Annotated in this window: 23 protein-coding genes and 1 pseudogene; 8 read left to right on the top strand and 16 right to left on the bottom strand. The window is 59.5% G+C overall.

Annotated elements, in window-relative coordinates:
• Nucleotides 1-43: 43 nt before the first annotated feature.
• Nucleotides 44-487, top strand: coding sequence for a hypothetical protein (locus PU724_RS30060; RefSeq protein ID WP_354425072.1), 444 nt, complete (start codon nt 44-46; stop codon nt 485-487).
• Nucleotides 488-536: 49 nt separating this feature from the next.
• On the opposite strand, the gene PU724_RS30055 is transcribed toward PU724_RS30060, so the two are convergent.
• Both PU724_RS30055 and PU724_RS30050 read right to left on the bottom strand, forming a co-directional pair.
• Entirely contained in the window at nt 537-1,064 is a 528-nt protein-coding gene (locus PU724_RS30055; RefSeq protein ID WP_426213729.1) for a helix-turn-helix domain-containing protein, read from the bottom strand.
• A gap of 100 nt (nt 1,065-1,164) precedes the next feature.
• Nucleotides 1,165-1,578 (bottom strand): hypothetical protein, encoded by a 414-nt coding sequence (locus PU724_RS30050; protein WP_354425078.1) that lies wholly within the window; start codon nt 1,576-1,578, stop codon nt 1,165-1,167.
• Between the two features lie 596 nt (nt 1,579-2,174).
• Between PU724_RS30050 and PU724_RS30045 the strand changes: the two genes are divergently transcribed.
• Complete coding sequence (locus PU724_RS30045) at nt 2,175-5,861, top strand: poly-gamma-glutamate hydrolase family protein (RefSeq protein ID WP_354425080.1); 3,687 nt, start codon at nt 2,175-2,177, stop codon at nt 5,859-5,861.
• A 901-nt stretch (nt 5,862-6,762) separates the two neighbouring features.
• On the opposite strand, the gene PU724_RS30040 is transcribed toward PU724_RS30045, so the two are convergent.
• The 4 genes and pseudogenes from PU724_RS30040 to PU724_RS30025 form a co-directional block, all read right to left on the bottom strand.
• Nucleotides 6,763-7,788: an IS110 family RNA-guided transposase gene (locus PU724_RS30040; protein WP_354425082.1), complete on the bottom strand. Its 1,026-nt coding sequence runs from the start codon at nt 7,786-7,788 to the stop codon at nt 6,763-6,765.
• A gap of 187 nt (nt 7,789-7,975) precedes the next feature.
• Nucleotides 7,976-9,055, bottom strand: coding sequence for an IS110 family RNA-guided transposase (locus tag PU724_RS30035; RefSeq protein ID WP_354425084.1), 1,080 nt, complete (start codon nt 9,053-9,055; stop codon nt 7,976-7,978).
• A 533-nt stretch (nt 9,056-9,588) separates the two neighbouring features.
• Nucleotides 9,589-9,795, bottom strand: coding sequence for a lytic transglycosylase domain-containing protein (locus PU724_RS30030; RefSeq protein WP_354425086.1), 207 nt, complete (start codon nt 9,793-9,795; stop codon nt 9,589-9,591).
• A 241-nt stretch (nt 9,796-10,036) separates the two neighbouring features.
• Nucleotides 10,037-10,273, bottom strand: a pseudogene (locus PU724_RS30025) (DUF736 domain-containing protein); the annotation flags it as partial.
• Nucleotides 10,274-10,298: 25 nt separating this feature from the next.
• On the opposite strand from PU724_RS30025, the gene PU724_RS30020 reads away from it, so the two are divergent.
• Nucleotides 10,299-10,949 (top strand): zinc metalloprotease, encoded by a 651-nt coding sequence (locus PU724_RS30020; RefSeq protein WP_354425088.1) that lies wholly within the window; start codon nt 10,299-10,301, stop codon nt 10,947-10,949.
• A 42-nt stretch (nt 10,950-10,991) separates the two neighbouring features.
• On the opposite strand, the gene PU724_RS30015 is transcribed toward PU724_RS30020, so the two are convergent.
• Entirely contained in the window at nt 10,992-12,206 is a 1,215-nt protein-coding gene (locus tag PU724_RS30015) for a hypothetical protein (RefSeq protein ID WP_354425090.1), read from the bottom strand.
• A 337-nt stretch (nt 12,207-12,543) separates the two neighbouring features.
• Between PU724_RS30015 and PU724_RS30010 the strand changes: the two genes are divergently transcribed.
• Both PU724_RS30010 and PU724_RS30005 read left to right on the top strand, forming a co-directional pair.
• The gene (locus PU724_RS30010) at nt 12,544-13,653 is read left to right on the top strand and encodes a type IV toxin-antitoxin system AbiEi family antitoxin (RefSeq protein WP_354425092.1); all 1,110 of its coding nucleotides are present in this window, start codon (nt 12,544-12,546) and stop codon (nt 13,651-13,653) included.
• On the top strand, nt 13,644-14,507 hold the full coding sequence (locus PU724_RS30005; RefSeq protein ID WP_354425094.1) for a nucleotidyl transferase AbiEii/AbiGii toxin family protein: 864 nt from the start codon (nt 13,644-13,646) through the stop codon (nt 14,505-14,507). Before PU724_RS30010 ends, PU724_RS30005 begins: the two co-directional genes overlap by 10 nt.
• 167 nt (nt 14,508-14,674) lie before the next feature.
• On the opposite strand, the gene PU724_RS30000 is transcribed toward PU724_RS30005, so the two are convergent.
• On the bottom strand, nt 14,675-16,090 hold the full coding sequence (locus PU724_RS30000; protein WP_354425096.1) for a hypothetical protein: 1,416 nt from the start codon (nt 16,088-16,090) through the stop codon (nt 14,675-14,677).
• Between the two features lie 232 nt (nt 16,091-16,322).
• Here PU724_RS30000 and PU724_RS29995 point away from each other — a divergent pair, with 232 nt between their 5' ends.
• Nucleotides 16,323-17,189 (top strand): hypothetical protein, encoded by an 867-nt coding sequence (locus PU724_RS29995; protein WP_354425098.1) that lies wholly within the window; start codon nt 16,323-16,325, stop codon nt 17,187-17,189.
• A gap of 11 nt (nt 17,190-17,200) precedes the next feature.
• Here PU724_RS29995 and PU724_RS29990 read toward each other — a convergent pair whose 3' ends face one another.
• From PU724_RS29990 to PU724_RS29980, 3 genes are all read right to left on the bottom strand, one after another.
• A complete protein-coding gene (locus tag PU724_RS29990) occupies nt 17,201-17,707 on the bottom strand; it encodes a hypothetical protein (protein ID WP_354425100.1) in 507 nt (168 codons plus the stop codon).
• Nucleotides 17,634-18,023 (bottom strand): hypothetical protein, encoded by a 390-nt coding sequence (locus PU724_RS29985; RefSeq protein ID WP_354425102.1) that lies wholly within the window; start codon nt 18,021-18,023, stop codon nt 17,634-17,636. The genes PU724_RS29990 and PU724_RS29985 overlap by 74 nt, the downstream gene beginning before the upstream one ends.
• Before the next feature lie 108 nt (nt 18,024-18,131).
• Nucleotides 18,132-18,434 (bottom strand): hypothetical protein, encoded by a 303-nt coding sequence (locus tag PU724_RS29980; protein ID WP_354425104.1) that lies wholly within the window; start codon nt 18,432-18,434, stop codon nt 18,132-18,134.
• Nucleotides 18,435-18,661: 227 nt separating this feature from the next.
• Between PU724_RS29980 and PU724_RS29975 the strand changes: the two genes are divergently transcribed.
• Nucleotides 18,662-19,078, top strand: a complete 417-nt coding sequence (locus tag PU724_RS29975; protein WP_354425106.1) for a recombinase zinc beta ribbon domain-containing protein — start codon at nt 18,662-18,664, stop codon at nt 19,076-19,078.
• 349 nt (nt 19,079-19,427) lie between these two features.
• Here PU724_RS29975 and PU724_RS29970 read toward each other — a convergent pair whose 3' ends face one another.
• From PU724_RS29970 to PU724_RS29955, 4 genes are all read right to left on the bottom strand, one after another.
• Entirely contained in the window at nt 19,428-20,408 is a 981-nt protein-coding gene (locus PU724_RS29970) for a recombinase zinc beta ribbon domain-containing protein (RefSeq protein ID WP_354425108.1), read from the bottom strand.
• 41 nt (nt 20,409-20,449) lie between these two features.
• Nucleotides 20,450-21,118 carry a recombinase family protein gene (locus tag PU724_RS29965; protein ID WP_354425110.1) on the bottom strand — a complete coding sequence of 223 codons (669 nt, stop codon included), beginning with the start codon at nt 21,116-21,118 and terminating at the stop codon, nt 20,450-20,452.
• 24 nt (nt 21,119-21,142) lie between these two features.
• Nucleotides 21,143-21,376: a hypothetical protein gene (locus tag PU724_RS29960; protein WP_354425112.1), complete on the bottom strand. Its 234-nt coding sequence runs from the start codon at nt 21,374-21,376 to the stop codon at nt 21,143-21,145.
• Nucleotides 21,377-21,694: 318 nt separating this feature from the next.
• Nucleotides 21,695-22,333, bottom strand: coding sequence for a hypothetical protein (locus PU724_RS29955; protein ID WP_354425114.1), 639 nt, complete (start codon nt 22,331-22,333; stop codon nt 21,695-21,697).
• A gap of 176 nt (nt 22,334-22,509) precedes the next feature.
• Here PU724_RS29955 and PU724_RS29950 point away from each other — a divergent pair, with 176 nt between their 5' ends.
• Nucleotides 22,510-22,755: a helix-turn-helix domain-containing protein gene (locus tag PU724_RS29950; protein WP_354425124.1), complete on the top strand. Its 246-nt coding sequence runs from the start codon at nt 22,510-22,512 to the stop codon at nt 22,753-22,755.
• 584 nt (nt 22,756-23,339) lie between these two features.
• On the opposite strand, the gene PU724_RS29945 is transcribed toward PU724_RS29950, so the two are convergent.
• The gene (locus PU724_RS29945) at nt 23,340-24,917 is read right to left on the bottom strand and encodes a TIR domain-containing protein (RefSeq protein WP_354425116.1); all 1,578 of its coding nucleotides are present in this window, start codon (nt 24,915-24,917) and stop codon (nt 23,340-23,342) included.
• Nucleotides 24,918-25,074 lie beyond the last annotated feature (157 nt).

Raw genomic sequence — 25,074 nt, 5'->3', positions numbered from 1 at the left:
GCGGATGTTGATGTTGCCGGGTTCCTGACGCAAAACGTACGGAATGACAGTCCGAAAAAAGGCTAACCGTCTTCAGTTGCCGCCGGTCGTCGCTGGCGAATGGCGTGGTGAGATCGTCGGATCAGCCAACGTCAATTTTGGCCAGGTCGTGCAGCCGGGCCCGCCCCGTCAATCAGTCGAGTTCACCTATATCATGCTGCCTGCGTCGCTCATCATGCCGAATGCAGCATTCAGATGGCCTGGGATCGTTATGATTATGGCCCCCACTCCCATGAAGACGGAACATCCCGACGCGGGCGTTCTTTTTCAAACCGACGAACTGCCGTCGCTGAGCCTCTCCCTTGACGTCACCAGAGCGCAATTTTCGGACATGCTGCCACGCTTCGAGGCGAAACGGTTCAAAGATTTTTATTTCACGGTAGAGGAGAAGGACTCAAAGGGAAGGTGGCCGGTGCGAAGCTGGGGCATGGGAACCGCCCCACTGTGACTGCCTCTACCGACGATAGTCGCAGGTTGCTGACAGCCGCAACCGTATGTCAGCCGGTCTTGCGGTCAGCCGGCTCGGGCTCGTCGGTCCTCTCGGTATTCTTATCAAGTAATGCCAATTCCTCCCCCAACGCGGAAATCAAGGACGCCACACGGCCACGCACCCGTGGACGAAGCTGCATCAGCCCTCCAATGAGGCGCCGGCCTTCCGCGCTGGCGATAAATTCGATGCGCTCGTCGACCGGCAGAGGCGAAGCCTCACGGCTGGTCTCGTCGTTTCCCGGCAGGCCGTCGAAAAAGCGACTGACGGGAACGTCCAGCGACCTGCTGATCTCGTAGAGCATGGAGGCGCTCACGCGGTTCCTCGCGTTCTCGTATTTCTGAAGCTGTTGGAAGCTGATGCCTATCGATCGGGCAAGCTGGGCCTGCGATACGTCTGATTGGACGCGAACCATCGCGATCTGCCTGCCGACGTGCTGATCTGCTGAATGCGGGAAACTTTCACTTCTAGTCTCTGGCCATGCTTGGAAGACGCGGGGGCGTGTTGGTTCCGCCAATGCCTTTCGCAATTGCGTCACTCCCTTTGGAAAAGTTGGTCGCGGCAGGTTTCCCCTCGCGAGACTAGCCAAACTTCCGAACGATGGGAAGTTTCTAACCGCCAGAAACGGCCTTGTGCAGTCAGCTTGGCTCTGTCTGCCCACCGATCCGACCAACGTCCTTCAGGACCGAGCGGATTTGTGGCCAAGGAAACTCGGCATCGTCCTTCGACGGCTGCCCTTCCCTGAGTACGGCGTCAAGCTTGGCTACTACACCGGCAAGGGAGGTAGCTGGCGTTTCTGACAATTCCTCAAGCAGCGTCTCCGCCCGATCGGCTGCCTCACATTCGGCTCGCAACGTGGCGGAATAGCCAATCACTTGGTCAGAGGCATCCCAGCGCGCCTGATGAGCCGCGAAATCGGCTTCGGCCTTCGCACCGACCGCCACGTCGACAGAACCGGCGCGAAGCACATCGCGAAGCGCCTCAAGTGAACGCAGGGTAGCGATCTTACCATCGGACTTCGTGAGCGGCTTGCCATTTGCGCCACATGGCAACTGCGGGATCGTCGGACTGATCCTTCGCTAGGTAGTTACGCGCAAATGGCCTTGACTGCCATCCGGTAACCGCTGCTGCTCCGGTAAGCAGCCTCCTGCGAGTGACGCGAGGCGAAGTCGTGCTATTGTCGGAATCAGCCATGATCCGAGCTCCCAACAGCTTGGCTGTGGTCAGGCCGGTCAGAGTGTTCGCGCACTCCGATCAGTCACTGCAATATGCACGTGCGATGCACGTGCAACTTTTATGCACTTTTTCGAAGCCGAGTTCAAGCCGCACAGCGAAAATGCCGAAAAAGCCATTCACGACCCGTTTGGATCCATCTGTGCTAGCTCTCGCAGAGCAACTGGCGGCAGCGGAACGTCGCTCGGTAACAGCTGTGATAGAGCTCGCGTTGATCGAATATGCGGAACGTCGTGGCCTCAAAACACAAGAGGCTGAAAGCAACTCATAGCGTTGGCGACAAGGCTGTAGATCGATCCACATGCGCCGTCGACCTCGACGCGCGGATGGAGTGTCAGCAAGACGCCGGCAGGCGCCCAGCGTGTTGGTAAATTCCCAGATGGCCGCAGCCATTGTCAGTTGAGACGCTAACTACATGAACCTCGACGAATACGAAAAGACGTATCTACCAACGTACGATGAGTTCGCGCGAACTGTTCGGTTTATCCTGGAAAATGCGTTGCGCGCTGATAAAAACCTCCCTCGCCCTCAATCTGTTCAGTGTCGCGCAAAAGATGTCGAGAGCCTTCGTCGGCGTCTCGCCGGGGCAAACAAACTGGATACTCAGACGCTAGAGGTCGACCGACGCGATCTCGCTGGCGCCCGGCTCATCTTCTACACCAACAACGACGTTGACCGCTTTTTGGCGTCATCGCTAATCCGCGACAACTTCGAAATCGAGGAGGATTCGACCAAAATCCATCATCCCATTCCTGAGAACGAGGAGGCCCGATATCGCGCGGTGCACTACACGATCAGGCTTCGCGAGGATCGAACGCGCCTCCCTGAATACGTGAAGTTCGCCGGCCTGCGCTGCGAGATTCAAGTCCAGACGATCTTGAACCATGCCTGGTCAGAGACCTCTCACGATATTCTCTACAAGGACAAGCTGGGCAACGGCTATGGCGGGGAAGCGATGAAGGCAATAGCCAGCCGATTTGCCCGGATTATGGACAAGTATCTGATTCCGGCCGGTTTTGAGATCCAGAAGGCTCAGCAGGAGTATGAGCGTCTCCTGCAAGGCAAGAGCCTATTCGACCAGGACATAGCGACGCTGCTCGATAGCGCCCAAAATAACAACGAACGTTACGAGATACTTTCTGGTCTGAAAGACTACGCGATCCCGAATTACGACGACTTGCCAGTCGCCTACGCGGGGCTCAAGGCGCCCTTGCTTCGAACGGTCCAAGCCGCCCGCGCAACGGATGCCGTTCCAATAGAAACCACCTATGGAGAAATGGAGGGTTTTGACGCCGCTGCAGTGACCTCGCTTGTTTTGGAAATAGTAGAGCGGTTGCGCTATGCCGACGTGGTCGGAACATTACAGCTGCTTATCGAGATTTATCGAGACGAGTCGGCGGAGGACATTCGTCAGGCAATCCTAAACGCGGTCAAGCGCCTGGCTGAGTACCGTATCGATGCCTACAATCAAGTCGGACCGATGCTCCAGATGGCGCTCGTGGACCATCTTGCCGGAATGAGTAGTGCGGAACTGGATAGCATTCGGGCCGTCGCCCTAACTGTTTGGACCGAGGCCGTCCAATCCGACATCACAGGCGCCAAGTGGAAAGCGGATTCCGTGGAGCTTAGCACTGGTGCAGTGCCAGCATCCCACCAGTTGATGTTGGTCCGCGACAAGGCGATGAAGGGTCTCTTCGCAGCCTACGAGCGATCCACTGACGACACGCAAAAGCGCAGAGTGCTCGACGCGCTGGACGCGGCTACCAGAGTTCCTAGTCAGGGCCAATATTCCAATGACCTACTGGCCATTACGCTCAAGGACGCAACGCGTATTGTCGAGTTTGTGACAACCCTGTCTAGCTCAGAAAGCTACGAGCTGCTTCAGCACCTCGAACACCAGTTTCTTTACGACTACCGGCGAGCCAGGCCCTTGGCGGATGAAGCGGGGGACCGATTCAACTGTCGAAGCCAAGCTGCCGCGCTCATAGCCGCTATCCTAAAGTTCCGCGATACGATCAACGCAGACGAACGGTTCCTTCAGTACAAAGTTTTGGTCGGATTTGAATCTGTCTTCCCAGAACATTGGGCGGACGAGGAATTCGACTATGAAAAAGCCGATGAGTTTCGAAAGAGGGAGGCAGAAGGTTACATCGAGGCGATCGATGATGAAAACGAGAACGAATGGTTCGGCCTGTTGGCGCGCTGTGCAGAAACCAAGTCGACCGACCTGGCAACCTTCCCTGTTTTCGGAAGTTTCCTCAGCAATTTGGCCCAGCGGAAGCCCGAGGTAGCTGACAGATTCTTGGCGAGAGCGTCCGATGACCTGCGCCGCTTTCTCCCAAGATTCCTTGATGGGCTGTCTCGGAGCGGCTGCACCGACATCTATGCAAACGCCTCGGAACGCGAACTGGCGTCCGGCACTATGTTATCAGGCATAGCGCGCCATCTTCGCTATTCGGAGGTTAGCAATCCCAATCTCGCGAGACGCCTATTGAAGCACGCCATTGACGTGGTGGACTCAGTGGCAGTGAGTGAATGCCTGTTGTTTGTCTTGGAGCACTACGGGACCGAGCGCATCACAGACTCCGACAGTTTCTTACGTGACGCTTTGTCATTCCTTAGCGAGCGCAAGGATGTCCGATGGGTATCGGAAGCGTGGTTTCTCCGGAAGTCCGCAAAGGTCTACAGCGAGATCACCCCGGAACGAAGAGCGCAAATCCTCGAGAACTTGGGCTATGTTAGCAAAGTGGAATATCAGGCGGAGGCCATTCTCGCTCGGCTGGCCGAAAGTCAGCCGGAGGCAGTCTGGGACTATTTTGGTGCCCGCTTGGCCAAAGACCTTGGCAACAATGATAGCGAAGGTCCCTTTGAGGCAGTTCCATTCCGGTTCCATGGTTTGGAAAAGCCACTCTCAAAAGATCCCGCACTTGCTATCCGAAAGGGTCTGGCCTGGTTCGCAGGCGATCGGAGACTGTTTCAGTTTCGGGGAGGTCGCCTGATTGGTAGCGCATTCCCTCATTGCCCGCCGGAGTTTGCTGCTGCGCTTGCCGACTTGGTAACGGCAGGCGGCGACTTCGAGGCGGACTTCGCTCTTGCGATCCTGCGAAACTACCACGGAGAAATTTCCACCCACGTTGCCTTGAAAGAGGTCGTGTCACGTTTCTCGGACGATGATCGCAAAATGAGCGAGGTACGAGCCGTGATCGATAGCACTGGAGTGGTTTCTGGCGAGTTGGGCTTCGCCGACGCGTGGCGGGTCAGGCGAGATTCTCTGGCGGAGTGGCTGTCGGATGAGCGTCCTTCGGTCAAAGCATTTGCCGAGAAGCACATTGCCGACCTCAACCTGCGAATCGCATCGGAACATCGCAGCGCCGAGTCGGAAAGAGAAATGCGCAGCAGGAACTATGAGGACGAGCACGACGAGGACGATAGTCGCGCGCATGACGGTGACGCGGACGCAACGAACGTTGAAGGCGGCCCCACGGCTTCAGAAGCGACTTCATCGCCAACAAATCCGGAAGGAACGCAAGACAAGTACCGATCTTACGCAGCCCTTGCCGCCGGCGAGGTGGAAGGTGTCGACTACAGGAGGAGCTTCACGGAAAAGCCTTCATCATTCCTCATCGCTGCGCCTCACGGCGGAACGATCGAGCCGGGTACGTCTGAAATTGCCGCAGCCGTAGCGGCCGGTGACCTATCCCTCTACTGCTTCGAGGGCCTGATCTCGAACCGTCCACACACGGACCTTCATATTAAATCGCATCTGTTCGATGAACCAGAGTGTCTACGCCTTGCGGCGGTAGCCGACCTCGTAGTCACGATGCACGGTCGAAGGGATGGAGGAGACACACAGACCGTTTGGATCGGTGGTCTCGATCACCAGTTGCGAGACTCAGTTGCTAAGGGTTTACGGGACGCTGGATTTCACACGGCCACTACGGGGCATCGCCTTCCAGGTGAAGAACAGACCAACATTTGCAATCGGGGACGGCGCGGGCGCGGAGTACAAGTCGAAATCCCAAGGACGCTTCGAGATTCGATGACGCCGGGCTCTCAGGCGCTAGCGACGTTCGCAACGGCCATCCGAGCGGCCATCTTGTAATCTCAGTTGCCGCCTGAGCCGACTCTCCGCACCGACGCGCATTGATGGACGCTAGTTGCTTCTCAACTAGCGCAGCCCTTCCTCTTTCCGGCCCCAGCCTACGTTGTCGCGGCGAAAGCCAGCAAGGTGACGCGAGCAGATGCTTCAGCGCGGCCAAACCGACTGGCCCGAACCATAATTTGGCAGTCGTTCTCGTCGTTTCGATTAGTCGCGCAATGTGGAAAAGAGGTAGGGGAGGCAATGGGTTAGTCGTACATGGCACATTGCTTCGCTATATGGCAATGTGCGCTGCAGGAGAAAAAGTTCATCTAAAACAACCGCCCGGCCAACGCGCAATGTGTGGGCTTTTATCTAGCCATCTTAATCGGTTGTGCTTCCAGTGGTCTTTTCGACATCGTCGTTCCTCTCCTTTTGTGCGATAATATACGAATTTATTCTCTATGATACGGTACCGCGTTCTGGCGTCGATTTCCGATGCGCCGTGCAATCTTCCGCGCTCTGCGACGGGGTTAATCGGCTGCACGAAAGCAGCGCTCGAACCGTCGTGGCGCACTTTTCCATCGGACTGACGGAACAACGTCACAGGCAATCGAGCGCGGTCCGGCCGTCTGTCGATCGGCGCGGCCGCAGGCAATGTATGGCCCGCCCCGTCTGCAAGCGGAATGTTTTGAGTGGAACAACCGGTCTGCACCAATGTATCCGGCCTCGACGCTTCAGGCGTCCTGCCAAGATGGAGATTCGCGCGCCCGGCTCCTAACAAGATACACGACCTCGAAAGGGCCGCTGCCTGCCGACAGGTTTGCCGAACGCCGATCAACCGTTGGGCCATCTCTATGTACATCCTCCCGCAGACTTCATGCGGCCGAGCAGTTGCCGGGACGCGCCCGCTCGACCAAACTCGTTACCCGTTGGACGCCATCACGGCTTCGTAGGGGCGCTGGTTTGACATCACTGCCCAGGCGATCCGGGCCAGCTTGTTGGCGAGCGCAACGACCACCACGTTGCGCTTGGCGCGCTGCAGTAGCGCTTGCAGCCAGGCGCCGAGCTGGGTGTCCATTCGCGCCAGATATGGCAGCGCCGCTCGCGCGCCATGGATCAACAGCACCCGCATGTAGGTGCTCCCGCGCTTGCTTATCCCCGTCAGCCGCGGCTTGCCGCGGGTCGTGATCTGACGTGGAACAAGCCCCAGCCAGGCAGCGAAATCACGCCCCTTGGCAAACGCCGACACGTCGCCGACCGCTGCGGCCAGCGCCGTTGCGTTGAGAGCGCCAATGCCTGGCACGCTGCGCAGGAGACGGGCTCGTTCATCGCTTTTGGCGAGCGCTTCAAACTCGTGGTCGAGCTGCTTGATCCGATGATCGAGCGCGTGCAGTTCATCGACCATGTCGTGAACGAGTTGCTGCATCCTGGCGGTCAAGGTCGTGTTGTTCGGCGGGTTCTCGCGCAGCCACAGGTTCAGCTTTGGTCGACCCTTGGCGATGACGATGCCGCGATCGAACAGCACACCGCGCAGTTGATTGATCAGGGCCGTCCGCGTGCCGACCAGTCGCTCGCGCGCACGGTGCAAAGTCTGCACATCGAGTTGCTCTTCCGACTTGACCGGTACGAAGCGCATGGTCGGTCGTGTCGCCGCCTCGGCGATTGCCTCGGCATCGCGATCGTCGTTCTTGTGCGACTTCACGTACGGTTTCACATACTCTGGCGGCATCAGCCGGACATCGTATCCGAGCGAGGTAAACTGACGAGCGAGGTGATGAGCGCCGCAGCACGCCTCCATGCCAATGATGCAGCGCGGTTGCTTTTCGACGAATGCAGCAAGGGATGGCCGGCGCATCCGACGACGCAGCACAACCGCTCCTTCGCGGTCGAGACCGACCAGGCTGCAGAGCGTTTTTCCGAGATCGATTCCGAGTACGGCGATGTTCATCTTCCTTCCTCCTTCTGACGCGGACTGACAGTTTGTCCGGAACCGGAGGGGCGGGCCATCCCATAAGATAACGTGCGTTCCGTCGTTCCTGGTCTGCATCGGTCCTCATCCGCCGGGGCGGATCCCTTGTGTCAGATGGCGCCCGTCAGCGTGCCGGCGCCATGCGTTTGAACTGCCGTCTCACCGTTCATCGATGCGCTCCGAGCAGCCGCCGATCCTTGAGATGAGCGCGCTGGGCAGCATCGTTTCGGCTCGCCGCCGGATCGCCGACGTAGAACGTGCCGTCGTTCCACATGGCATGCATGCTCACCGCCAGCTTGCGCGCCACGGCGACACAGGCCTTGCGGTGGCAGGAGCGTTTGGCGATCGCCTGGCCCCAGCTCTTGACCTTGTCCCTGCCCTTGAAGCGCGTCATCAACCCCGACGCCGCCTCGTAGAGCGACCGGCGCACGTCCGCATTCGAGATGCGGCCCTGAACGTCGATCGAGGTGCCCGACTGCCAGCGTCGCGACGTCAGCCCGAAGTAGGCGGCGACATCACGCGAGCGGCGGAAGCGTGATGGATCATCGATCGCCGTCATGAACGAAAGTGCTGTCACCGGACCGACGCCAGGGATCGCCATGAAGCGCCGGCACAGCTCGCTGCGCGCCACCATCTTGACGACGAGATCGTGCAGCCGGCAGTACTGTCGCCACAGCGCGGCGCGCGCCGACAGCATGGCGTCCATCAGTTCGGACGACAGCGGATCGTCCACCACAGCCTGGCGAACCGCCTGCTCGAAGGCCCCGCGTCCGACCTTGCCCAAGCGGATGCCGAACGACTTCAGCGAATGGCGGACGGAGTTTTCCAGGTCGAGGAACTTGGCCTTCAGATTGCGCCGGTGCGTTAGCAGAAGCCGCGTCCGGTAGCAGCTTTCCGACTTGATGTAGGCCTGCCGGAACCAGCCGGTGCGCATGATATGGGCAATGCCGAGCGCATCGGCTTTGTCAGTCTTGTTGCGCTGCGCCGACAGCGCCGCGCGCACATGCAGCGTTTCAAGGCAGATGGCCGGCAGGCCGAGTTTCTTGAGCTCGGGATGCAGCCAGGGCGACAGCGACCCCGCCTCGTGGCCGACGCGGCGCAGGCGCGGCAGAAACGGTTTCAGCACCGCAAACAGTGCATCGGGATCCGTCACCGCCGTCGCTTCAAGATGCACGACGCCCTGATCGTCGACGACACACACCGCCGTCTCCTCCATCGCTACGTCCAATCCACAAAAGAATTCCATGGTTCGCCTCCTGCGTTGCTTCACAGGCGCAGATTTTGCCGCCGAGTCGCCGACGGTCGCCAGTTGAGCTGCGGCCGACGCACCGCTTTTCCTCTCGGCCGAGTGCCCCCCCCGATTACGGGCGGCAATTGTCCGGTTGTGATGCCTGCCTCCGCCCTCAGCGCTCTTTGATACGCTGAGGTGCGATTTTCGGCAGCCGCCGTCTGCCATCATCGCTGCTCTCCCGACGAGGCTCGCGCAACGAACAGTCCCTTTGACTGCGGCACGATGCCGGAAACATCGCGCACCGTGGTCGCGTCCGCAGTGTCATCCACAGGTCGCCCGGCCGACATGGGGGCGACGGCCCAAGTGCGTCCAGATTGCGCGATGAACACGGCGCGCGCGTCCACGCCGATCGGTCGATTTCAGCCAGAGCGGTCGGATTGGTGATGCCCGAACCGTCGATGATCGGCGCGAGCAGGGCGACGTAGGTGCGCGTTCGGCCGGCAACAGGCGGCCGCCGAGCAAGCTTCATAGCGTCCGGGTCCAGCGTCTTAGGCAGCCAGAAATCCCGGCGTGCCGTAGCGGTCGTGCAAATCGCGAAGGTACGCCGTGCCCGCGAGGATGTTGTCGCGCGGATCGTATGGATTGCGGCCGAGACCATGGCGAGTACGCAAATCGGCCCACGTCGCGGGCATGATCTGCATCAGGCCCATCGCCCCGGCCGAGGAGACCGCGGGGTTCTCCGGCGCTTTCCGCATGCATCACCACCGCCCTGATCCGTGCGATCGGAACGCCGAAGCGGCGTGACACCTCGGCAATATGATCGGCACAGGGATCACGCAGTGAAGGGCGTGCGACCGGCGTGACCTGTGCTACCAAGATCGCGGGCGTGACGCTCGTGATGGCAAGGCCAATAAGGAGAAGGAGAGCCCTCCGTCGGGCCGCGGAAAGCAGCCCGGACCCGCTGAGGCGACTCGTTTGGACGCGAGTCGGCATGGCTCAATCCTTCTCGCCGCGATCGCGCGGGCGCGACCAGCGCAGCGACCAGGCGTTACCGGCATCGTCGTCGCGGAACAGGTTGGCGCGGATCGGATACAGGAATGTGGATCGTCGATCAGCAGCGCGACGTATTCGCCGGCCTTCTCGCCGGTGCGTTTCCAGGCCGCGCCGACCTCCGGGCCAATTTCGTTGCTCATACCATCGAAGATGGTGAACGCGATAATCTGGAGCGTTCTGTCTCGAATCTCGCTAGGACGTACCGATGAAACAACGCCTGCTGCATCATCTTCAGGACCTTGCCCGCCGCGTCGCCCAACACGAAATGGGGCATTATATGGTCGCGCGAGCGATGGGTTTCCATACTGGCGATGTTTCGATTGAGCTGACCGGGCCGTTCGACGGCCACCGTGGAATGGCCGCGATTACACTTCCGGAGCAGACCGGCACGATCGAACTCCTGGCCAGTTACATCGCGCGACGCGTGATAGTGCTTTACGCCGGCAGCGCCGCAGAAACACTTCCAGGCGGCGGCGCGCCGACACGCGCCGTTGACGTCGAGATGGCGATTGAAATCATCCGCAATCCTGGCCAAGACGCAGAGCAGGATCATGCGAAAGCCCGCGAGCTGATCCAGATCCTGAGAAATATCACGCGGGCCGGGACCGACGTCAGCGATGAAGCGACGACGCAATCCGAGCTTGATGAGTTAGATCGCCAATTGTTCGGCAGGGCAGTTGAGCTCGTCGAACTGCACGCCGACACAATTGTCGGCCTGGCGGGCAACCTTGCTGATCGCATCCAGATGATAAAGGAGCATGTGACGCTGGACGCTCCATATCTGGAAGGGCTGCCTGCCGTGCAAAATATTTCAGTGGTTGAGCCGATTCCGATGGGCGACACGACCAAAGATTGATCCAGGCTCTAGCGATATAAATGTAACGGGAGCCTAGGCCCGTCAGCCAGACGGGTTGAGACCGAACCGAAGCCTCGGAAACTCCTCGCGCTCGAGGGCAACCGTGAACACCTGATTGAGCGCGCTAATAAAGGCCGCTTCATCAGCGAGGTGAAGAGTGTAGGAATGCAGCTCAGGATAATCCAACACGAAGCAAGGAACGGCTGTCTCATTGAATAAGCCGAGGACAGGGGGGCTGTAGACTGAATATTCGGAATTGAACAGCTCCTTGACAACAATCAAGCCAACGAGATCACGATCACCCAAGTCGATCTCGTGATAACTCTTGCCCGTTCTAAATTTTAGTGGGACGCATGATCGGGCGTAGCCGATTGAACCACGCATCTGGTCGACAGCTTTTTTGAGATGTCCGACGACCGTAGACTTCTTTCGGCCGATCGAGCGAAGCAAGACCTTCTCCGTATTAGGGCTGTCCTTGGCCTGAACGAGGAAGACCGTGTTCGGCGTGATCAGCAAGACGTCCAGGAATTCTTTCCCGTCGTCGTGGCGAATCGGGTTCAGGTAGATATCGTCGTTCTGGAAGATGCGTTGCATCGCATGGACGATATCAAGCTCGTTGAAGTGCCCGGCATCCTCGCGTTCCAGCATCGTGTGCATCGGCGTCTTTGCGCCGTGATATGCGTTCACGTCCGGCCGAACGTCTTGGATGTACATGTCATCGGGGAACAGCGGTTCGCCGAAGCAGATCGAATAGGCCTCGTCATCGTTTTTGGCGGTCCGGAGCCCGAACCACTCGGACAGTTGGTCGTGGATATCGCGAGCCAGCTCGACCGAGAACGGAGCAAAGGCCATCGCGCTCATGCTTGCTTTAAATAGTGCGGCCTCATCGTTCGTCGCGCTGTATCCAAGCAGTTCTCGATTATGCTCATCGAACATGTGCACGCTCAGTTTATCCGAGGCAAAAAGCTCCTGAATCTCGGCCGTGAATTCATCATCAAAGAGCGCTGTCGATAGAGTGAGCGGCTCATCGGCATCATCGAAGAATGCAGATACCATTCCGCATGATTTTCGGCCGTTGGCCATCAACGGCGCAACATAGATGCGAAAGCCGCGATTAAGCTTGGCGGCGAGAATCCACTCCTTTGGGCATTTGATGATCAAGCGCAAAGCGCTTTCGCCTGGAATGCGTATTGGGAACAGCCCACCGGGAAAGTTCCCAAGACCGCCAAGTAATTCCGGATGGGTGATGGTAAGCACGTGATTTCTCAAATTTGCGCGACGCGGTTCTTAGTCACTGCGTTCGAATTTGACGATTGTTCATCGCGAACACAATTGCTGCCTGCGATGGTGGTGCTTACGCGCCGCCGAATTTCCAGACCGGTATGCCGAGCTTCCTGGCCTTATCGGCAAGGTGGTCGTTGATGCCTTGCCGGGGAAGTGCAGCACGCGCCTGGAACGCTGAATGCCGAGCAGGTCCGAATGGCTCGAAGCATCACGGATTTCACTCAAAACCGATGCTTCACCGCCAAGTGAAATAGCGAACTATGGTGAAACCAGTTGCCAATTCCACCGAAATAGGCTATTTCATTTCCTAATGAAAACCTATGAACGAGTGAAAGAGATCGAAAGCCAAGTCGCTGACGCATTGCGTCAGCAGCTGGAACGGATTCCCTCGCTCAAAATCCAGTCCATCGACCAGGAATGGGACCTGCGAACCAGCCCCAATATGCCGATGGCCGGCGCTGACGTTCTCGCCCGTGTCAAAATGGCGGATCGCGTCATCACGCTGATGTGCGAGGTGAAAGAGCCGGGATACCCGCGGCAGGTCCGAGGCGCCATCGATCAGCTTTATGCCTATATGGCGCGGTATCAGACTCTGGCGCATTCCGACGTCGTCGTTCCTCTGGTCGCCGCGTCATGGCTCTCTCCCGAGTCGCGCAACATCTGCGCGAATGCGAGCATGGGCTGGCTCGATCTTGCCGGCAACTGCCGGATCGCTTTCGACAACGTCTTTATCGAGCGGGAGACAGCCGACAAACCGAAGCCGGCGGCGCGAAACTTTCGCGCCATCTTCTCACCGAAGGCGGGGCAGGTCTTGCGTACGCTTTTGCGCGATCCCAAAAGGCCCTGGAAGGTGGCCGACCTCGCCGAAGCAGCGGATGTCAGCCTCGGCCATGCCAGCAATGTGCGGTCGGCGCTGCGCGACAGGGAATGGGCGACGGTGGATGACGAAGGCCTTCACCTGACCGCGCCGGACGCGATGCTGGATGCCTGGCGCGTTTCCTACGAGCCGGTTCGAGGCAAGCGTTCGTCCTGGTACACTATCCTTCACGGGCGTCAGTTGGACGAAGCGCTTCGCGAAACGTTGAGCCGACACGAGACGGAGGGACATGCCATGCTTGGCGGTCTTTCAGCAGCACACTGGCTTGCGCCTTACATGCGCGGCAATTTGACGACGCTCTATGCCGACACGGCGGTCATGCCGGAACTGATCGAGGCGCTCAAGTTGAAGCCATCGAAGAGCGGCGCCAATGTCGAAGTGATAGAACCGGATGATCCAGCCATCCTGAAGGAGCGCGTCGAGGTTCCCGGCGGACCGCCAGTCTCGTCCCCGATCCTTACCTATCTTGACCTCTCGCATCTCGACGACCGTGGGCGTGAGGCCGCCGAACATCTAAGAGAAAAGTTGCTCAAATGGCATTAGCGCCCGATCCACAATCCGCCGCCGACTATACCGACCGCGTCAGCGCTGCGGTCAAATCGGCGCTTATGGAGATCGGACAGATCCTGGGCAGCTTCGAGGGCAAGTTCGCTATTGTCGGTGGAGCCGTGCCGTGGCTGCTTCTAGAGGCCGACGACATGCAGCATGTGGGCACGATCGACATTGATCTGACACTGGATGCGGAGGCGCTTGGCGATGGCGAATATGTTCGGCTGGTCGAGGCCCTCATGGGCAATGGCTACTCGCAGAGCGCGGAGCACCGACGGTTCCAGCTTGTTCGCACGATTGAATTGGCCGACGGCGGGCCACCCGTCGAAGTGATCGTCGACTTCCTGATGCCGCGTGACACTGAGATCGAGAAGAACATTCCCCCTCTCCTATCGGAATTTGCGGTGCAACGCGCGTCCGGTGCGGAACTGGCCGTGCGCTTTCACCAACTGACGGCGATTGAAGGCACGATGCCGGGCGGCGGACATAACCGGGTGAAGATTGCCGTTGCCTCCATCCCGGCGCTGCTGGCGATGAAAGGCCACGCACTGATGCGACGCCAGAAGCGCAAGGATGCCTACGACGTTTATTACTGCATCCGCAATTACGAAGGCGGTCCCGAGGCGCTCGCTGAGGTCTGCCGCCCACTGCTCGACATCAAGGATGCGCGCGAGGGCTATCTGGGGATCGCGGAGAAGTTCGCGAAAGTGGATATGATAGGACCGGTATGGGTGCGCCAGTTTGTGGAAGGAACGCCGCATATCGGTGATCGCACGCCAGTGCAGTGGCAAACAGATGCCTTCGGACAAGTGCATGCCTGGATGGCGGCGCTGGGGCTGGCTGACTAGGTGTGGCCTTCCGATCCGTTTCGGTGCTCCCATAATCGACGGTTCCTGTCGTAACGGGAACGCCTGCTTATCGAAAGTCGCATGCCTTCATCTTGATCTTGCGGATGGGATCACAGGGATCGACAACGTCTCGTGACCGGAAATCTTTAAGCGGCGGCTCTCGTGGATCATGCCTCGGGGCTATCCATTCTCGAGCCGCGGGCGGCATTGCTGAAGAAATCATCCAGCGACGGCGACGGCTTATCGGAGCTGGTAATCAGGGTCTGCGACCACAGAATCGAAGCTTCGTAGACAGAACTGCAGATCCATTCACCGCCCTGTCTGAACCAATGGGTCGCCTCGGGCAGGAGATCGACGGAGACCGGGTGGCGCGCAAAGGGGTTGTGGAAGACTTCCATCTCCGCCGTCCATGGCTCGTAGCCATGCGGCCAGAGCCCGCGATAGTCGGCACTCGTGATGTCGAGGCAAAACGGAATACCCTTCAATGCGCCGGGTGTTCGGTCGAAGAAATTGCCGATGCGGGTGTAGCGATGACCGGCAGGCGCGCCACCGCCAGAGATGGCCACGCGATTGAGTTTGGCCATCGAGCAGGCATTCGTGAAAACCACAGCGGATAGCTCGGCATGCTCATCGTTGGCGAACAATCCGGTGGGAAATCGCGCAGGCCCCAGCAAATGTTCGGCCGGCATTGGCACAGCCTGCGGCCGGCCGTCGACCTCCGCGACCGTCGCTCCCGATCCAAGCAGGTAGCCGATCAAGCCTTCGCGGCTCCACATCATCGAGCCGGATGCCTGGAAGTCGGCAACAGCCAGGATGAACGGCTTGCCGTTGACATGTGGAAGCTGGTCGTACCGCCGTGCAAGTTTGTTGCCGATGGTTTTGGCGAAGCGCAACGCCGCCGCGCCGAAGAAGACTTCCTCGCGATTGGTCGGCACGTCCGCAAAGGGGGCGTTGACGTGATTGTACGGCACGGCAGGATTGGCCGCAACTGCCTCCACCCATGCTTCACCGCCAAGCCGATTCTCAATGCGGAAATCCGGCGATTCAAAGGGCTCGACAAGCAGACCCTGCTCGCGAAACGACGCGAGAAGCTGCGCTTCCCATAGCCGTGTATGGAAGTTGGTTGTCTGGCAATCGCTCACCCAATTGCGGTCGGGTCTCGGCAGCGCAAGATACAGCTGGTTCAACGCCCAGGCCGCCGATTGATGGGTTTCCATCCCCAACATCCGAAACACGTCGCTTGGCTCGCGGCCGGCGAGATCGAAAAGTGGCGCTCGCATAGGGACGCCGGGCGGCAATGGCTCAAGCGCCAACCCGTCGGCAAGCTCGGGCTCAAGGGCCGTGGCTGCCACGTCTATCGTGGCGAATCCACCGGCGCGCGTGGTGACCATCCAAACGGAATCCACTCGCCGTCGCATGACGATGACGCGGAATGAGTTGCTCTCGGGGTTGTGCGTGACAATGCCACATCCATTTCCGTCATTTGAGCCCCATGCCGCGACCGGTGGCTCCTCGCCACAGGCGTGCCCGCGCGGTAGCGCTAGCGCATAGAAATCAAATTCCCACTGCGGGATTTTGCGCATCACCACTCCCTGTCGCAGACGCCCTGCTGCTGCAGAGCGCCAGCTTCACATCGATTGGCGGGGGCGCGTCAACAATACGGGCCCCTCAAGACTGTTTTCCGCGAGCCAGACAAGCTCGCAAGCATGCGTTCGAACAATAACTGGTGACGCATAACGAAGTGCCTTTCGATTTTCTGTGCCACCCGGTTCGTCAATTGTTTAAGCTGGCGAAAGCGAGTCAGTGGGTGGGCACATGGAAGTTTACTGCAAGGGCATTGCCCGTATCCGTCACGCGTCGAGTGGGGAAATCTTTAAAGTCGAAGCGGAAGATTTGGATTGGGACGCCGTTGGCGGCGATGAGCGCCAGATGGGACCTGAAATCCACTATGAGGCGGTGGTCGACCATCCTGAGCTTGGCGAACTGACCTGGGGGCTTTGGGAGTATCCCGTCGGGATCGAAAACTATCACAACACGGATGTTGGCAGGCACGAGCTCGTCGAAGACTTCGACTACGGGCTTGAGCATGGTGAGCAGGAACCGGACGATTGGCTCGACTATGAGGCACCGTCCAACCCATATCGGGTTTTCATGGACTCCTATCACCACACGGGTGATCTGCTCGCCGATCATGGTGGATATCGCGGCGACCATCTCGTGAACCGGATGATCTTCTCCCACCAGGTCACGGCGCTGGAAGCATATCTCGGCGACACTCTGCTCAATGAGGTTATGGGCGACAAAGCGGCTATGCAGCGTTTGATTGATCAAGACGAGGATCTGGGGAAGAAGAAATTCACTCTGTCCGAGGTATCAAAGGAGCCCGCGTTGGTCGAACGCAAGGTCCGGGAGCACCTGCGTTCTGTCATGTTTCACAATCTCAAAAAGGTCGACGTTCTCTACAACATCGCTCTCGGCGTGCGAATTCTGAACCTCGCCAGCGACAAAGCCAGCCTGTTCAAGGCCGTCTTGCTTCGTCACGATTGCGTCCACCGCAACGGCTTCGACAAGGAGGGAAAGGAGATCGACGTCTTCACCAAGGCGTTCGTCCAGGAGACGGCGAACCTGATCAAGACCTTCGTTGAGGAGATCCAAAACGCAGTACAGGGCCGGCCTTCGTAGATTGGCGGGCTTCACACGCCCGCCTGATTCATCTCAACCTGGGGCGCGAGAATGTCGGTTGCCTCCCAATGCTCGCCGTCGATCACCGTTACAAATTCCCGGTCCCAAACGCCAAATCGCTGCTGCAGCGAACGCGTCGCCAAGGGGTTGTGGACGTAGGTCAGCGGGCGGGTCTTCCGGGATAGATTTCCGAGACTGACGCGAGACCAGAGAACGCCGGAGACGTCGCTGAAGAGTGGGTTGAGGAAAGCAGTGCGCTCGACCGGCTTACCCTGGCGCGCAATTTCGGGCGACGCGTGGTATCCTTCCTCGACTATCTCGTCTGTTGCGCGATCGATGGTGATGTAGGCGTCACCGATGGGGAACAACGATGTCAGGATCAGCGGGGGCTTTTCGGGGACATAGACACCGAAGCGGCTGGCGCTGATTGCGATCAGACGCACGTCATCCGCACCGATGACGCCCTCTTTCAGATACTTTTTGATGACCTTGAATTTCGTCCAGAATGCGCTCGTCATGCGTAGCTGAGCCTGGCGCACTGGCGCCGCAAAAGAGGCCACCGCCTTCGTTCATCGGGACGGGGCGCGTGACTTGGTCTGGGCCGGGATTACCCTCGTCCGGTGCAATGGCCTCGATCCAGATACGCCCACTATCAGTCAGGACGCACAGGTCGGGTTGCCCGCCTTCGCGCAACCGTTCGGACGTCGGTAGCAGCGCATGCCCAGCCTCAAGGAAAGTCCAACCGAGATACATTTCCCAGAAGCGGGCATCGACATCGCGAGCGAAGCCGTCGCGAAAATCTGGATCGGCATAGGGCTCGTAGCGCTCCCACATGCCTTCGATGATGCTGTGCAGCCGCTTTTCCTCGGGATGCTCAGCAGCCCTGAGGTTGATGAAGCCCTTGTTCAGGTTAGGGCCGTTTGGTGTCGAGCAGATAGCGAGTCACAGGTCGACCTTGCGCCCCTCTTGCCTCGGCCGCGAAAAATCGAGATCAGCCCCTACAAGGGGCGAGCGACGAAGCGCGTCGAGGATACGGCCCGCATTCGGCGGCTCACCTGCTACAGCCGTTTTGACCGCTGTTCGGACCTCATCCGCTTCTGGCCCCTCCTCTGCCAAACGACGCGCGAGCGCACGGATCAGCTCTCGATCAGACTCCAGCGCCATCACCTCAAAGCGGATGAACCCGCGCTGCGTCAGCCGCGCGCGATAATTCTGAAGGGCCCTCTTTTGTGCGGCATTGCCCATTGGTCTGCCCCTCGTGTTATATCTGGATATATATTCCAAGCGCGAGATTTGAGCAAGGGACGGCAGGGTGACGGAAGACTCTTCCGACATGGTACCGGAAACGGGCGAAAAAGTGCGCCTTGAGCGCCAGTATTTGCTGTACGCTGCGGCGCGCTCTGGTACGCCCCAGGACGCAAAAGCCGCCGTCTCCTGCGCAAACGACGACTCGGATACCCCGGCCGATACGGTTGCCTACCGCCACGGATGGGACGATCGTTCTTCCGAACGACTTGTATGCGGGTTCGAACGGCGCGACGGTGAAATCAGGCAATCCGCCAAAGCAGAGCAGCGCGCTCCGGCAGATCGAGCCGGAACTGACGCTCGTAAAGTACCTCTTCTCCAGGCTGACGAAGTGCGCCTGCTGCGGCGGTGGCTACACGATGATCTCGGCCGACCTCGTTGGATGCGCGACGGCGCGCAACAAGGGCACTTGCGACAATCGGAAGAACATTCGCCGGGATAAGCTGGAGACACGCGTTCTGAACGCACTTCACCACCATCTTATGGACCCGGAGCTGTTTGCTGAATTCTGCAAGGAATTCACTCAGGAGATGAACCGGCTTCGCATGGAGGCACGATCGACTATGCCGCCGAGACTGAACTGACCCGCGTCGAACGTGAACTTGAGAGGATTCTGGATCTCTATCTCAAGGAGGCGATGTCCGTCGATACGGTGAAGGAGCGAAGCGGAAAGCTCGAGGCGCGGAAAAGGAGCTTGTGCGCCTACTGGGGGAAGCTGAGGAGCCGCCTCCTCTCCTCCACCCAAACATGGCACATCACTATAGTGTTCAGGTGGACGAGCTGTACGCAGCGCTTCAGGAGGATTCGGAGGAAAAGCGCATGACCGCGGCCGATTTGATCCGGTCCCTCGTAAAGGAGATCATTCTGATCCCCGACGAGAAGGAGATCCAAATCGACGTGCGTGGCGACCTGGCCGGCATCCTTGGGATATCGCTAAAAAGCAAAAAGCCCGCCGGAGGGGCGGGCCATTCGCAAGTAGAGTTGGTTGCGGGGACCCGCAACCCCTTTTGTCATAATATCGTCAGACCTTTGATTTTGGTCGGGTTTTGCGAATTCGAGGATGCCGAACAACTCGCCGCGTAGCTCGGCATGGACGTCGCCACGCTTGTCGCCGGGCGTGAGCACAATCTCTCCGATCAACCAGCGCAGCGCCTCGGCGGCTTTGCGTCCGTCCTCGTGGTCGGCGAGCGCTTGCGTGAGTTGCTCGAGCCGCCTGCGGTAGAGAGTAGCGATGTTGGGATGCAGGTCAGGTACGTCTGTGGGAGCCACCGCCAGACGCGCGGTGGTCTCCGCCTTCTGCCTTTCCAGGTCTTCCATTCTCGCTTTCATCGAAGGTTGGTACAGGCCATCCTCAATCGCGGCCATAATGCCGGCGATAGCGCGCTCGATCTTGTCGAGTGCCTTGCGGTCCTGTTCGCCTTCCGCACGACGCTCTTGGTTGAGGCGGTTGGTCTCCTGGGCATAGGCGCTGACCGCCTCGGCCACGGCGTCGGCCGAGACGAGCCTTTCCTTCAGGCCTGAAAGGACGCGCTGCTCGATCTTCTCACGGGTGATGGTGCGGCCGTTGGCGCAGATGCCCCGGCGCTGGTGGTTGAGACAGGCATAACGCTCGCGTGTGAACAGGCCGTAGAGCCCGCCGCAGCAGCCGCAGATGAGCAGGCCGGAGAGGAGGGAGACAGGCCGCTTCATGGTGTGCAGCTTCATGGCCCGGACCTTGCGCGTGGCGATCGCCACGGCCTCGAACTGGCTGGCGATGGATTTCTGTCTCTCCTTCACGGCCTGCCACAATTCGTCCTCGACGATCCTGAGATGCGGCACCTCGGTGCGGATCCATTTGATTGGCGGATTGGCCCGTGAGACGCGCTTGCCGGTGGCGGGATCCTTGACGAAGTGCAGGCGGTTCCAAACCAGCATACCGGTATAGAGCTCGTTGCTAATGACACCGGTGCCCCGGCTTACGTGCCCGCGCACGCTGGATCGCCCCAGTGCCGGCCGAGCGGACCAGGAACGCCCTCCTTGTTGAGGTCGACGGCGATCGCCTTCGGGCTCTTGCCGGCGGCGAACTCGCGGAAGATGCGGCGCACCATGTTCGCTTCGCCCGGCACGATCTCGCGATCGCCGCGAACAGGCTCGCCTTCCGCATCCAGTTTCTTCAGCACCCGGTAGCCGTAGCACAGCCCACCCCCGGCCTTACCCTTCTCCACCCTCCCCCGCAGGCCACGATGAGTCTTGAGGGCAAGATCCTTGAGGAACAGTGCATTCATCGTGCCCTTAAGGCCGACATGCAACTCGCTGATCTCGCCCTCGGCCAAGGTGACGATGGTAACGCCGGCGAATTTGAGATGTTTGAAGAGGGTGGCGACATCTGCCTGGTCGCGGCTGATGCGATCGAGCGCCTCGGCCAGCACCACCTCGAAGCGGCCGCGCTGGGCATCGCGTACCAGATGTTGGATGCCCGGTCGCAGCACCGTGCTGGCGCCAGAGATCGCCGCGTCTTGATAGGTTCCGGCCACGCTCCAGCCCTCACGCGCCGCCTGCTCGCGGCACAGCCTCAACTGGTCCTCAATGGAGGCGTCCCGCTGGCTGTCGGATGAATAGCGAGCATAGAGTGCGACACGGGTCATGGCGGCAGATCCTCTCTCTTCTCCTCAACAGGTTTGCCATCCAACTAGCAGCGGCCCGACCGATTGTCGTTGGCCGCCAACGCGGCCGCGGATGCTTCCCGCGCCAACCCGCCCGCCGATCAGCCGGGCGATATCCAGCACCAACCGATCCAGTTTGGCCGTAGCCACGTTTTCGGGGCCACCTTCGGGGCTGACGAGGTCGCCGCTGTCATTCGCCGGAACAAGCTGCTGCGGCCCAGTCCTGGTTTCCTCTGCCATCGATCGCGGTCTCCAATTGTGGATCGACCTGCAATCAGAGTCTTTCGGACTGCGAAGGAAAGCACGAAGTTCGTGTCGTAGGGCCACAGCGTGCAATGACTTGCGCTGTGCGGTTTCGTCTCAATCGTCAAGGCTGGGCTGCAGGCGACAAAACCGTACGCCGACCTTATGCCGCCCTGTTTCCGTACGGCGCGCCGGGTCATGCCACATGGTCTTATTGGCTATCTCTGCGCCTTCTGCACGCCTTGGCTAGCGTAACCTTTGACCACCCTTTTGATCGAAATTTCAAACGGACCGCTACCAAACGCTCGTATGCAGTCAGCCTGACGCGGTCTGCCCACCGATCCGACCAATGTCCTCCAAGACAGAGCGGATTTGAGGCCAGGGGAATTCCCCATCGTCCTTCGACGGCTGCCCTTCCCGGAGCACAGCGTCAAGCTTCGCGGCCACGCCGGCAAGGGAGACAGCCTGCGTTTCTGATAATGCCTCAAGCAAAGCCAGCGCCCTGTCGGCGGCGTCATCCTCGGCGCGGATAGCAACTGAGTAGCCAATCGTGCGGTCGGCAACCTCCCAGCAGGCGTTATGAGCGGCCAAATCAACCTCAGCCTGCACAACGGCTGCCACGTCGACAGAGCCGGCATCGATCAGGTCTCGAAGTGCCTCAAGTGAGTGTAGGGTAACGGCGCTACCGTCGGACAATTGGATTATCGCACTAGGAAAGCCGACTGTTTCTACCAGCTTTCGTTCCAAGCGCTGCTGCTCACGGTTCAACCGCTCGGTCTCTTCTTGAGCGGTTTGCCATTTGCGCCACACCGCTACTGCGGGATCGTCTGATGAGCCGGGCTCCGTCGGGATTCCCGTTTCTGCTGGCGCTTGCTCGATCGCACTCGCCGATAGCACAGTTCCCGTCTTGCGCGTGACGACGGACAAAGTCGTGATATTGTCGGAATCAGCCATGGACCCGAGCTCCCAACAGCTTTGCTGTGGTTAGTGCGGGCTGCGTGCAAGCTCACGTCGCCCGGCCATATTCGCGCGACAGCCGATATCTGCAAGGACTTGCGTCGTTGCAAGCGGCTGAAGCGGCCTACCCGCTAACGTTTAACCGATCCGAGATCACTTTGCAATCACATGATCTGAAAGATATCACAGGCGCTCAAATGCGGGCCGCACGCGCATTGATCCGTTGGAGCGCGAAAGATCTCGCCGAAGCTGCAAGCGTGGGCGTGGCGACTGTAAGACGCGCCGAATCCGACGACGGCATTCCGCCGACGACGTTAGCTAATCGAAAAGCGATCCGCAGCGCGCTGGAGGCGGCGGGCATCGAGTTTATTTCTGAAAATGGCGGCGGCCCTGGCGTAAGGCTCGCTCGTCGTTTTTGAGTGTGGGTGCTGCTAACGATTTCCGACCGACCAAGGTGGCATGCAGCGGTCTCTTACGTGTGTCTGGCAAGCAGACTAGAGGCCGCGTGTAGCCGCTCGCGAGCGCGCCTTCAAACGGCGCCGCAGCGAGCGAGTGGCGGCCTTGCGCCCAATCTGAGACGTTCAGACAAAACTTGCTTTCTCCCAGAAGCGGATGTTCGCGCGCCCTGTCCACGAACGTCAGCCAACGCGTCTTAAGTTCGGGCGTTCAAAGCTCGTAATGTCGATCATATTAGCTGCCGCTGCCTTGTATTAGCGCCCGATATCGACTGCGGATGCGCGGCGCGCCAGATTGTATACGCAGTCAATTGTTTCGACTGGCCAACTGCGCTTTTCGGCATGGGCTAAGCCGCCTTGCCGAGGCGGATCGCGGGAGAAGGAGCTGTCGTCTCCTCACTCTCATGAGGAAATCTCAGAATCGATCTTATCGAAAATATCTTTGCTCTCAATCGCCCGGATTCCGTTCGCAACCAATTCCGATTTCTTGCTGCGATGGGAAAGGAAAGCGGAGCTGGCCATCGTTCTCAACGCTGCTTCTTTGCGCGTCAACTTCGGTGTCGTCGCGCGTCCACGGCATGAGATATCCAGTGGCTGAGATTATCCCGGATGTATTCATAAACGGCAACGCTGTCGGTAAACGGCGGGTCGTAGGTCTGGGCGTCCATGGCAGTGCCTTCGATCAAAAGCGCATCGAAGGGGCTCGCTCCCTTTTCTGAGGACCGCCCGTCCCGGTCCTTGAGATTGTGAACGTGGATCGCGAGGATGCCGAGGCCGGTGCGCCATGCCCTTTCTATCTCGTACCTTACCCACTTTCGGTCAGCGGTCTGGGCACCGACCAACACGATCAGACACTCTTTCCCACGCATGTTGTCGTCAACCCAGGCAGTGATGGCCTTGTCGCCACGCCTGAGAACCTTGTCCCACGCCTCCCGATCCAGTATCGGCTGCGTTTCGATTCGACCCATGTTCCGCATTTGCTGAACCCGCCACATGTCATGCGCGGCGTCGAAGCTGATGTAGCACTTCCGCCCGGGACGGGGCCCAGGCTCCAGTTGCGCTGGCCTAAGCATGTTTACGATTTTTCTCGCAGCGGAATCGAAGTCGAGGCTAACGGTGACATACTGCATGTGGCGTAGAAGGTCGGGTATTGCCGAGGTGGGCGTGCCATCCAGCAAGACAGGCACGATGAATCTAGAATGCCCGTCGGTCGCCGCTTGCCGTTGGAAAGCGCGAATCTCGAATTCCTGCCAACGACGCTCGCGTGTGCCGTCCCCGACCAATACCAGCATGTGGTCCGACGCCTCAATCGCGGATCGCAGCGCCGCCTCAGACGGCTCTCCGGCTTGAAGCTCATAACGGTCCATAAAGACCGAAAGCCCCCGCTTCGAAAGCGCCTCCCGCATTTCTTCGGCCGCGAACGTGTTAACATGGTCGTAGCTCAGGAACACGTCTGACCTAGAACGCCTACTGCCGGCAGCGATGCGCCTCGCGGCGGCCACGTAATCGTCGCGGCTCTCCAGCATAAGGCTCGTCTGGCCCAGCCTGTGAGCGAGCAACGCGGCAAGAGTCTCAAGGCTGTAGTTGATGCCGAGGGGGTCCGCGGTCTCGTCCTCGACGACGGACAGCCGTTCCCCGAAGGTCCAATAGGGCACGTAAGGGATGGTGGTGGCCTGGATAAGCCGAGCGGTCGAGTCCGTGGGCCCGGCCCAACCGCAATAGAACTCAGCAAGCTCGGTCGCAAACCGGTCCCGCCACGCCATCGAAATCCGATGCTCGAACTGGGTTTCGAAGCGCGCAGGTATCGGAAGGAGCAGGAGCCGCGAACGGTCCAGGGCGAGACCGTTGCGAGCTTTGGCCGCACGCCGTGCAACCTCGACCGAGCCCTCGAGGCTCTGCTCATTTGCGGTGAACAGAAATGCGAGCACGTCGGGGAGCTGCGCAGCAATAATGCCGGAAAAGTCTGTGACGCCCGTGCGGGCGTCGATCAGGACGTAGTCGAACTCATCTCGTAACTCGCCGAACATCCGCTCCAACGCACTTCCGAGACCCGAGCGGTAGAGGCTCTTCCAATTCAGACGGCGCAGGCGCTGGGAATATGTCCGATCGGCTTGGCCCGCTTTCATCAGCGAGATTCCCCCAAGCGACGGGGAGCTTAAGACCGTATGTCCTTTCTGGTTGCCGGCTGTGAGGTGGTTCGCCCTACACTGGCAGTGTTGAAGCGAGGGTTGCTCGTCGAGCCTATCCTCATGCCAGGAGGACGAACCATGGAAGAATATAGCG

Origin of the sequence: Mesorhizobium abyssinicae (assembly GCF_049887195.1) — a bacterium.
Classification (GTDB): Bacteria; Pseudomonadota; Alphaproteobacteria; order Rhizobiales; family Rhizobiaceae; genus Mesorhizobium; species Mesorhizobium abyssinicae.
The sequence above is the reverse complement of the archived record's forward strand: the minus strand, read 5'-3'. Positions and strand labels throughout refer to the sequence as shown.

Excerpts from the sequence above, each read along its gene's own strand:
- PU724_RS30060 (WP_354425072.1), top strand. The coding sequence starts at position 44 with ATGACAGTCCGAAAAAAGGCTAACCGTCTTCAGTTGCCGCCGGTCGTC.
- PU724_RS30045 (WP_354425080.1), top strand. The coding sequence starts at position 2,175 with ATGAACCTCGACGAATACGAAAAGACGTATCTACCAACGTACGATGAG.
- PU724_RS30040 (WP_354425082.1), bottom strand. The coding sequence starts at position 7,788 with ATGAACATCGCCGTACTCGGAATCGATCTCGGAAAAACGCTCTGCAGC.
- PU724_RS30035 (WP_354425084.1), bottom strand. The coding sequence starts at position 9,055 with ATGGAATTCTTTTGTGGATTGGACGTAGCGATGGAGGAGACGGCGGTG.
- PU724_RS30030 (WP_354425086.1), bottom strand. The coding sequence starts at position 9,795 with ATGCGGAAAGCGCCGGAGAACCCCGCGGTCTCCTCGGCCGGGGCGATG.
- PU724_RS30020 (WP_354425088.1), top strand. The coding sequence starts at position 10,299 with ATGAAACAACGCCTGCTGCATCATCTTCAGGACCTTGCCCGCCGCGTC.
- PU724_RS30010 (WP_354425092.1), top strand. The coding sequence starts at position 12,544 with ATGAAAACCTATGAACGAGTGAAAGAGATCGAAAGCCAAGTCGCTGAC.
- PU724_RS30005 (WP_354425094.1), top strand. The coding sequence starts at position 13,644 with ATGGCATTAGCGCCCGATCCACAATCCGCCGCCGACTATACCGACCGC.
- PU724_RS30000 (WP_354425096.1), bottom strand. The coding sequence starts at position 16,090 with ATGCGCAAAATCCCGCAGTGGGAATTTGATTTCTATGCGCTAGCGCTA.
- PU724_RS29995 (WP_354425098.1), top strand. The coding sequence starts at position 16,323 with ATGGAAGTTTACTGCAAGGGCATTGCCCGTATCCGTCACGCGTCGAGT.
- PU724_RS29990 (WP_354425100.1), bottom strand. The coding sequence starts at position 17,707 with ATGACGAGCGCATTCTGGACGAAATTCAAGGTCATCAAAAAGTATCTG.
- PU724_RS29985 (WP_354425102.1), bottom strand. The coding sequence starts at position 18,023 with ATGTGGGAGCGCTACGAGCCCTATGCCGATCCAGATTTTCGCGACGGC.
- PU724_RS29980 (WP_354425104.1), bottom strand. The coding sequence starts at position 18,434 with ATGGGCAATGCCGCACAAAAGAGGGCCCTTCAGAATTATCGCGCGCGG.
- PU724_RS29970 (WP_354425108.1), bottom strand. The coding sequence starts at position 20,408 with ATGCTGGTTTGGAACCGCCTGCACTTCGTCAAGGATCCCGCCACCGGC.
- PU724_RS29965 (WP_354425110.1), bottom strand. The coding sequence starts at position 21,118 with ATGACCCGTGTCGCACTCTATGCTCGCTATTCATCCGACAGCCAGCGG.
- PU724_RS29960 (WP_354425112.1), bottom strand. The coding sequence starts at position 21,376 with ATGGCAGAGGAAACCAGGACTGGGCCGCAGCAGCTTGTTCCGGCGAAT.
- PU724_RS29955 (WP_354425114.1), bottom strand. The coding sequence starts at position 22,333 with ATGGCTGATTCCGACAATATCACGACTTTGTCCGTCGTCACGCGCAAG.
- PU724_RS29945 (WP_354425116.1), bottom strand. The coding sequence starts at position 24,917 with ATGAAAGCGGGCCAAGCCGATCGGACATATTCCCAGCGCCTGCGCCGT.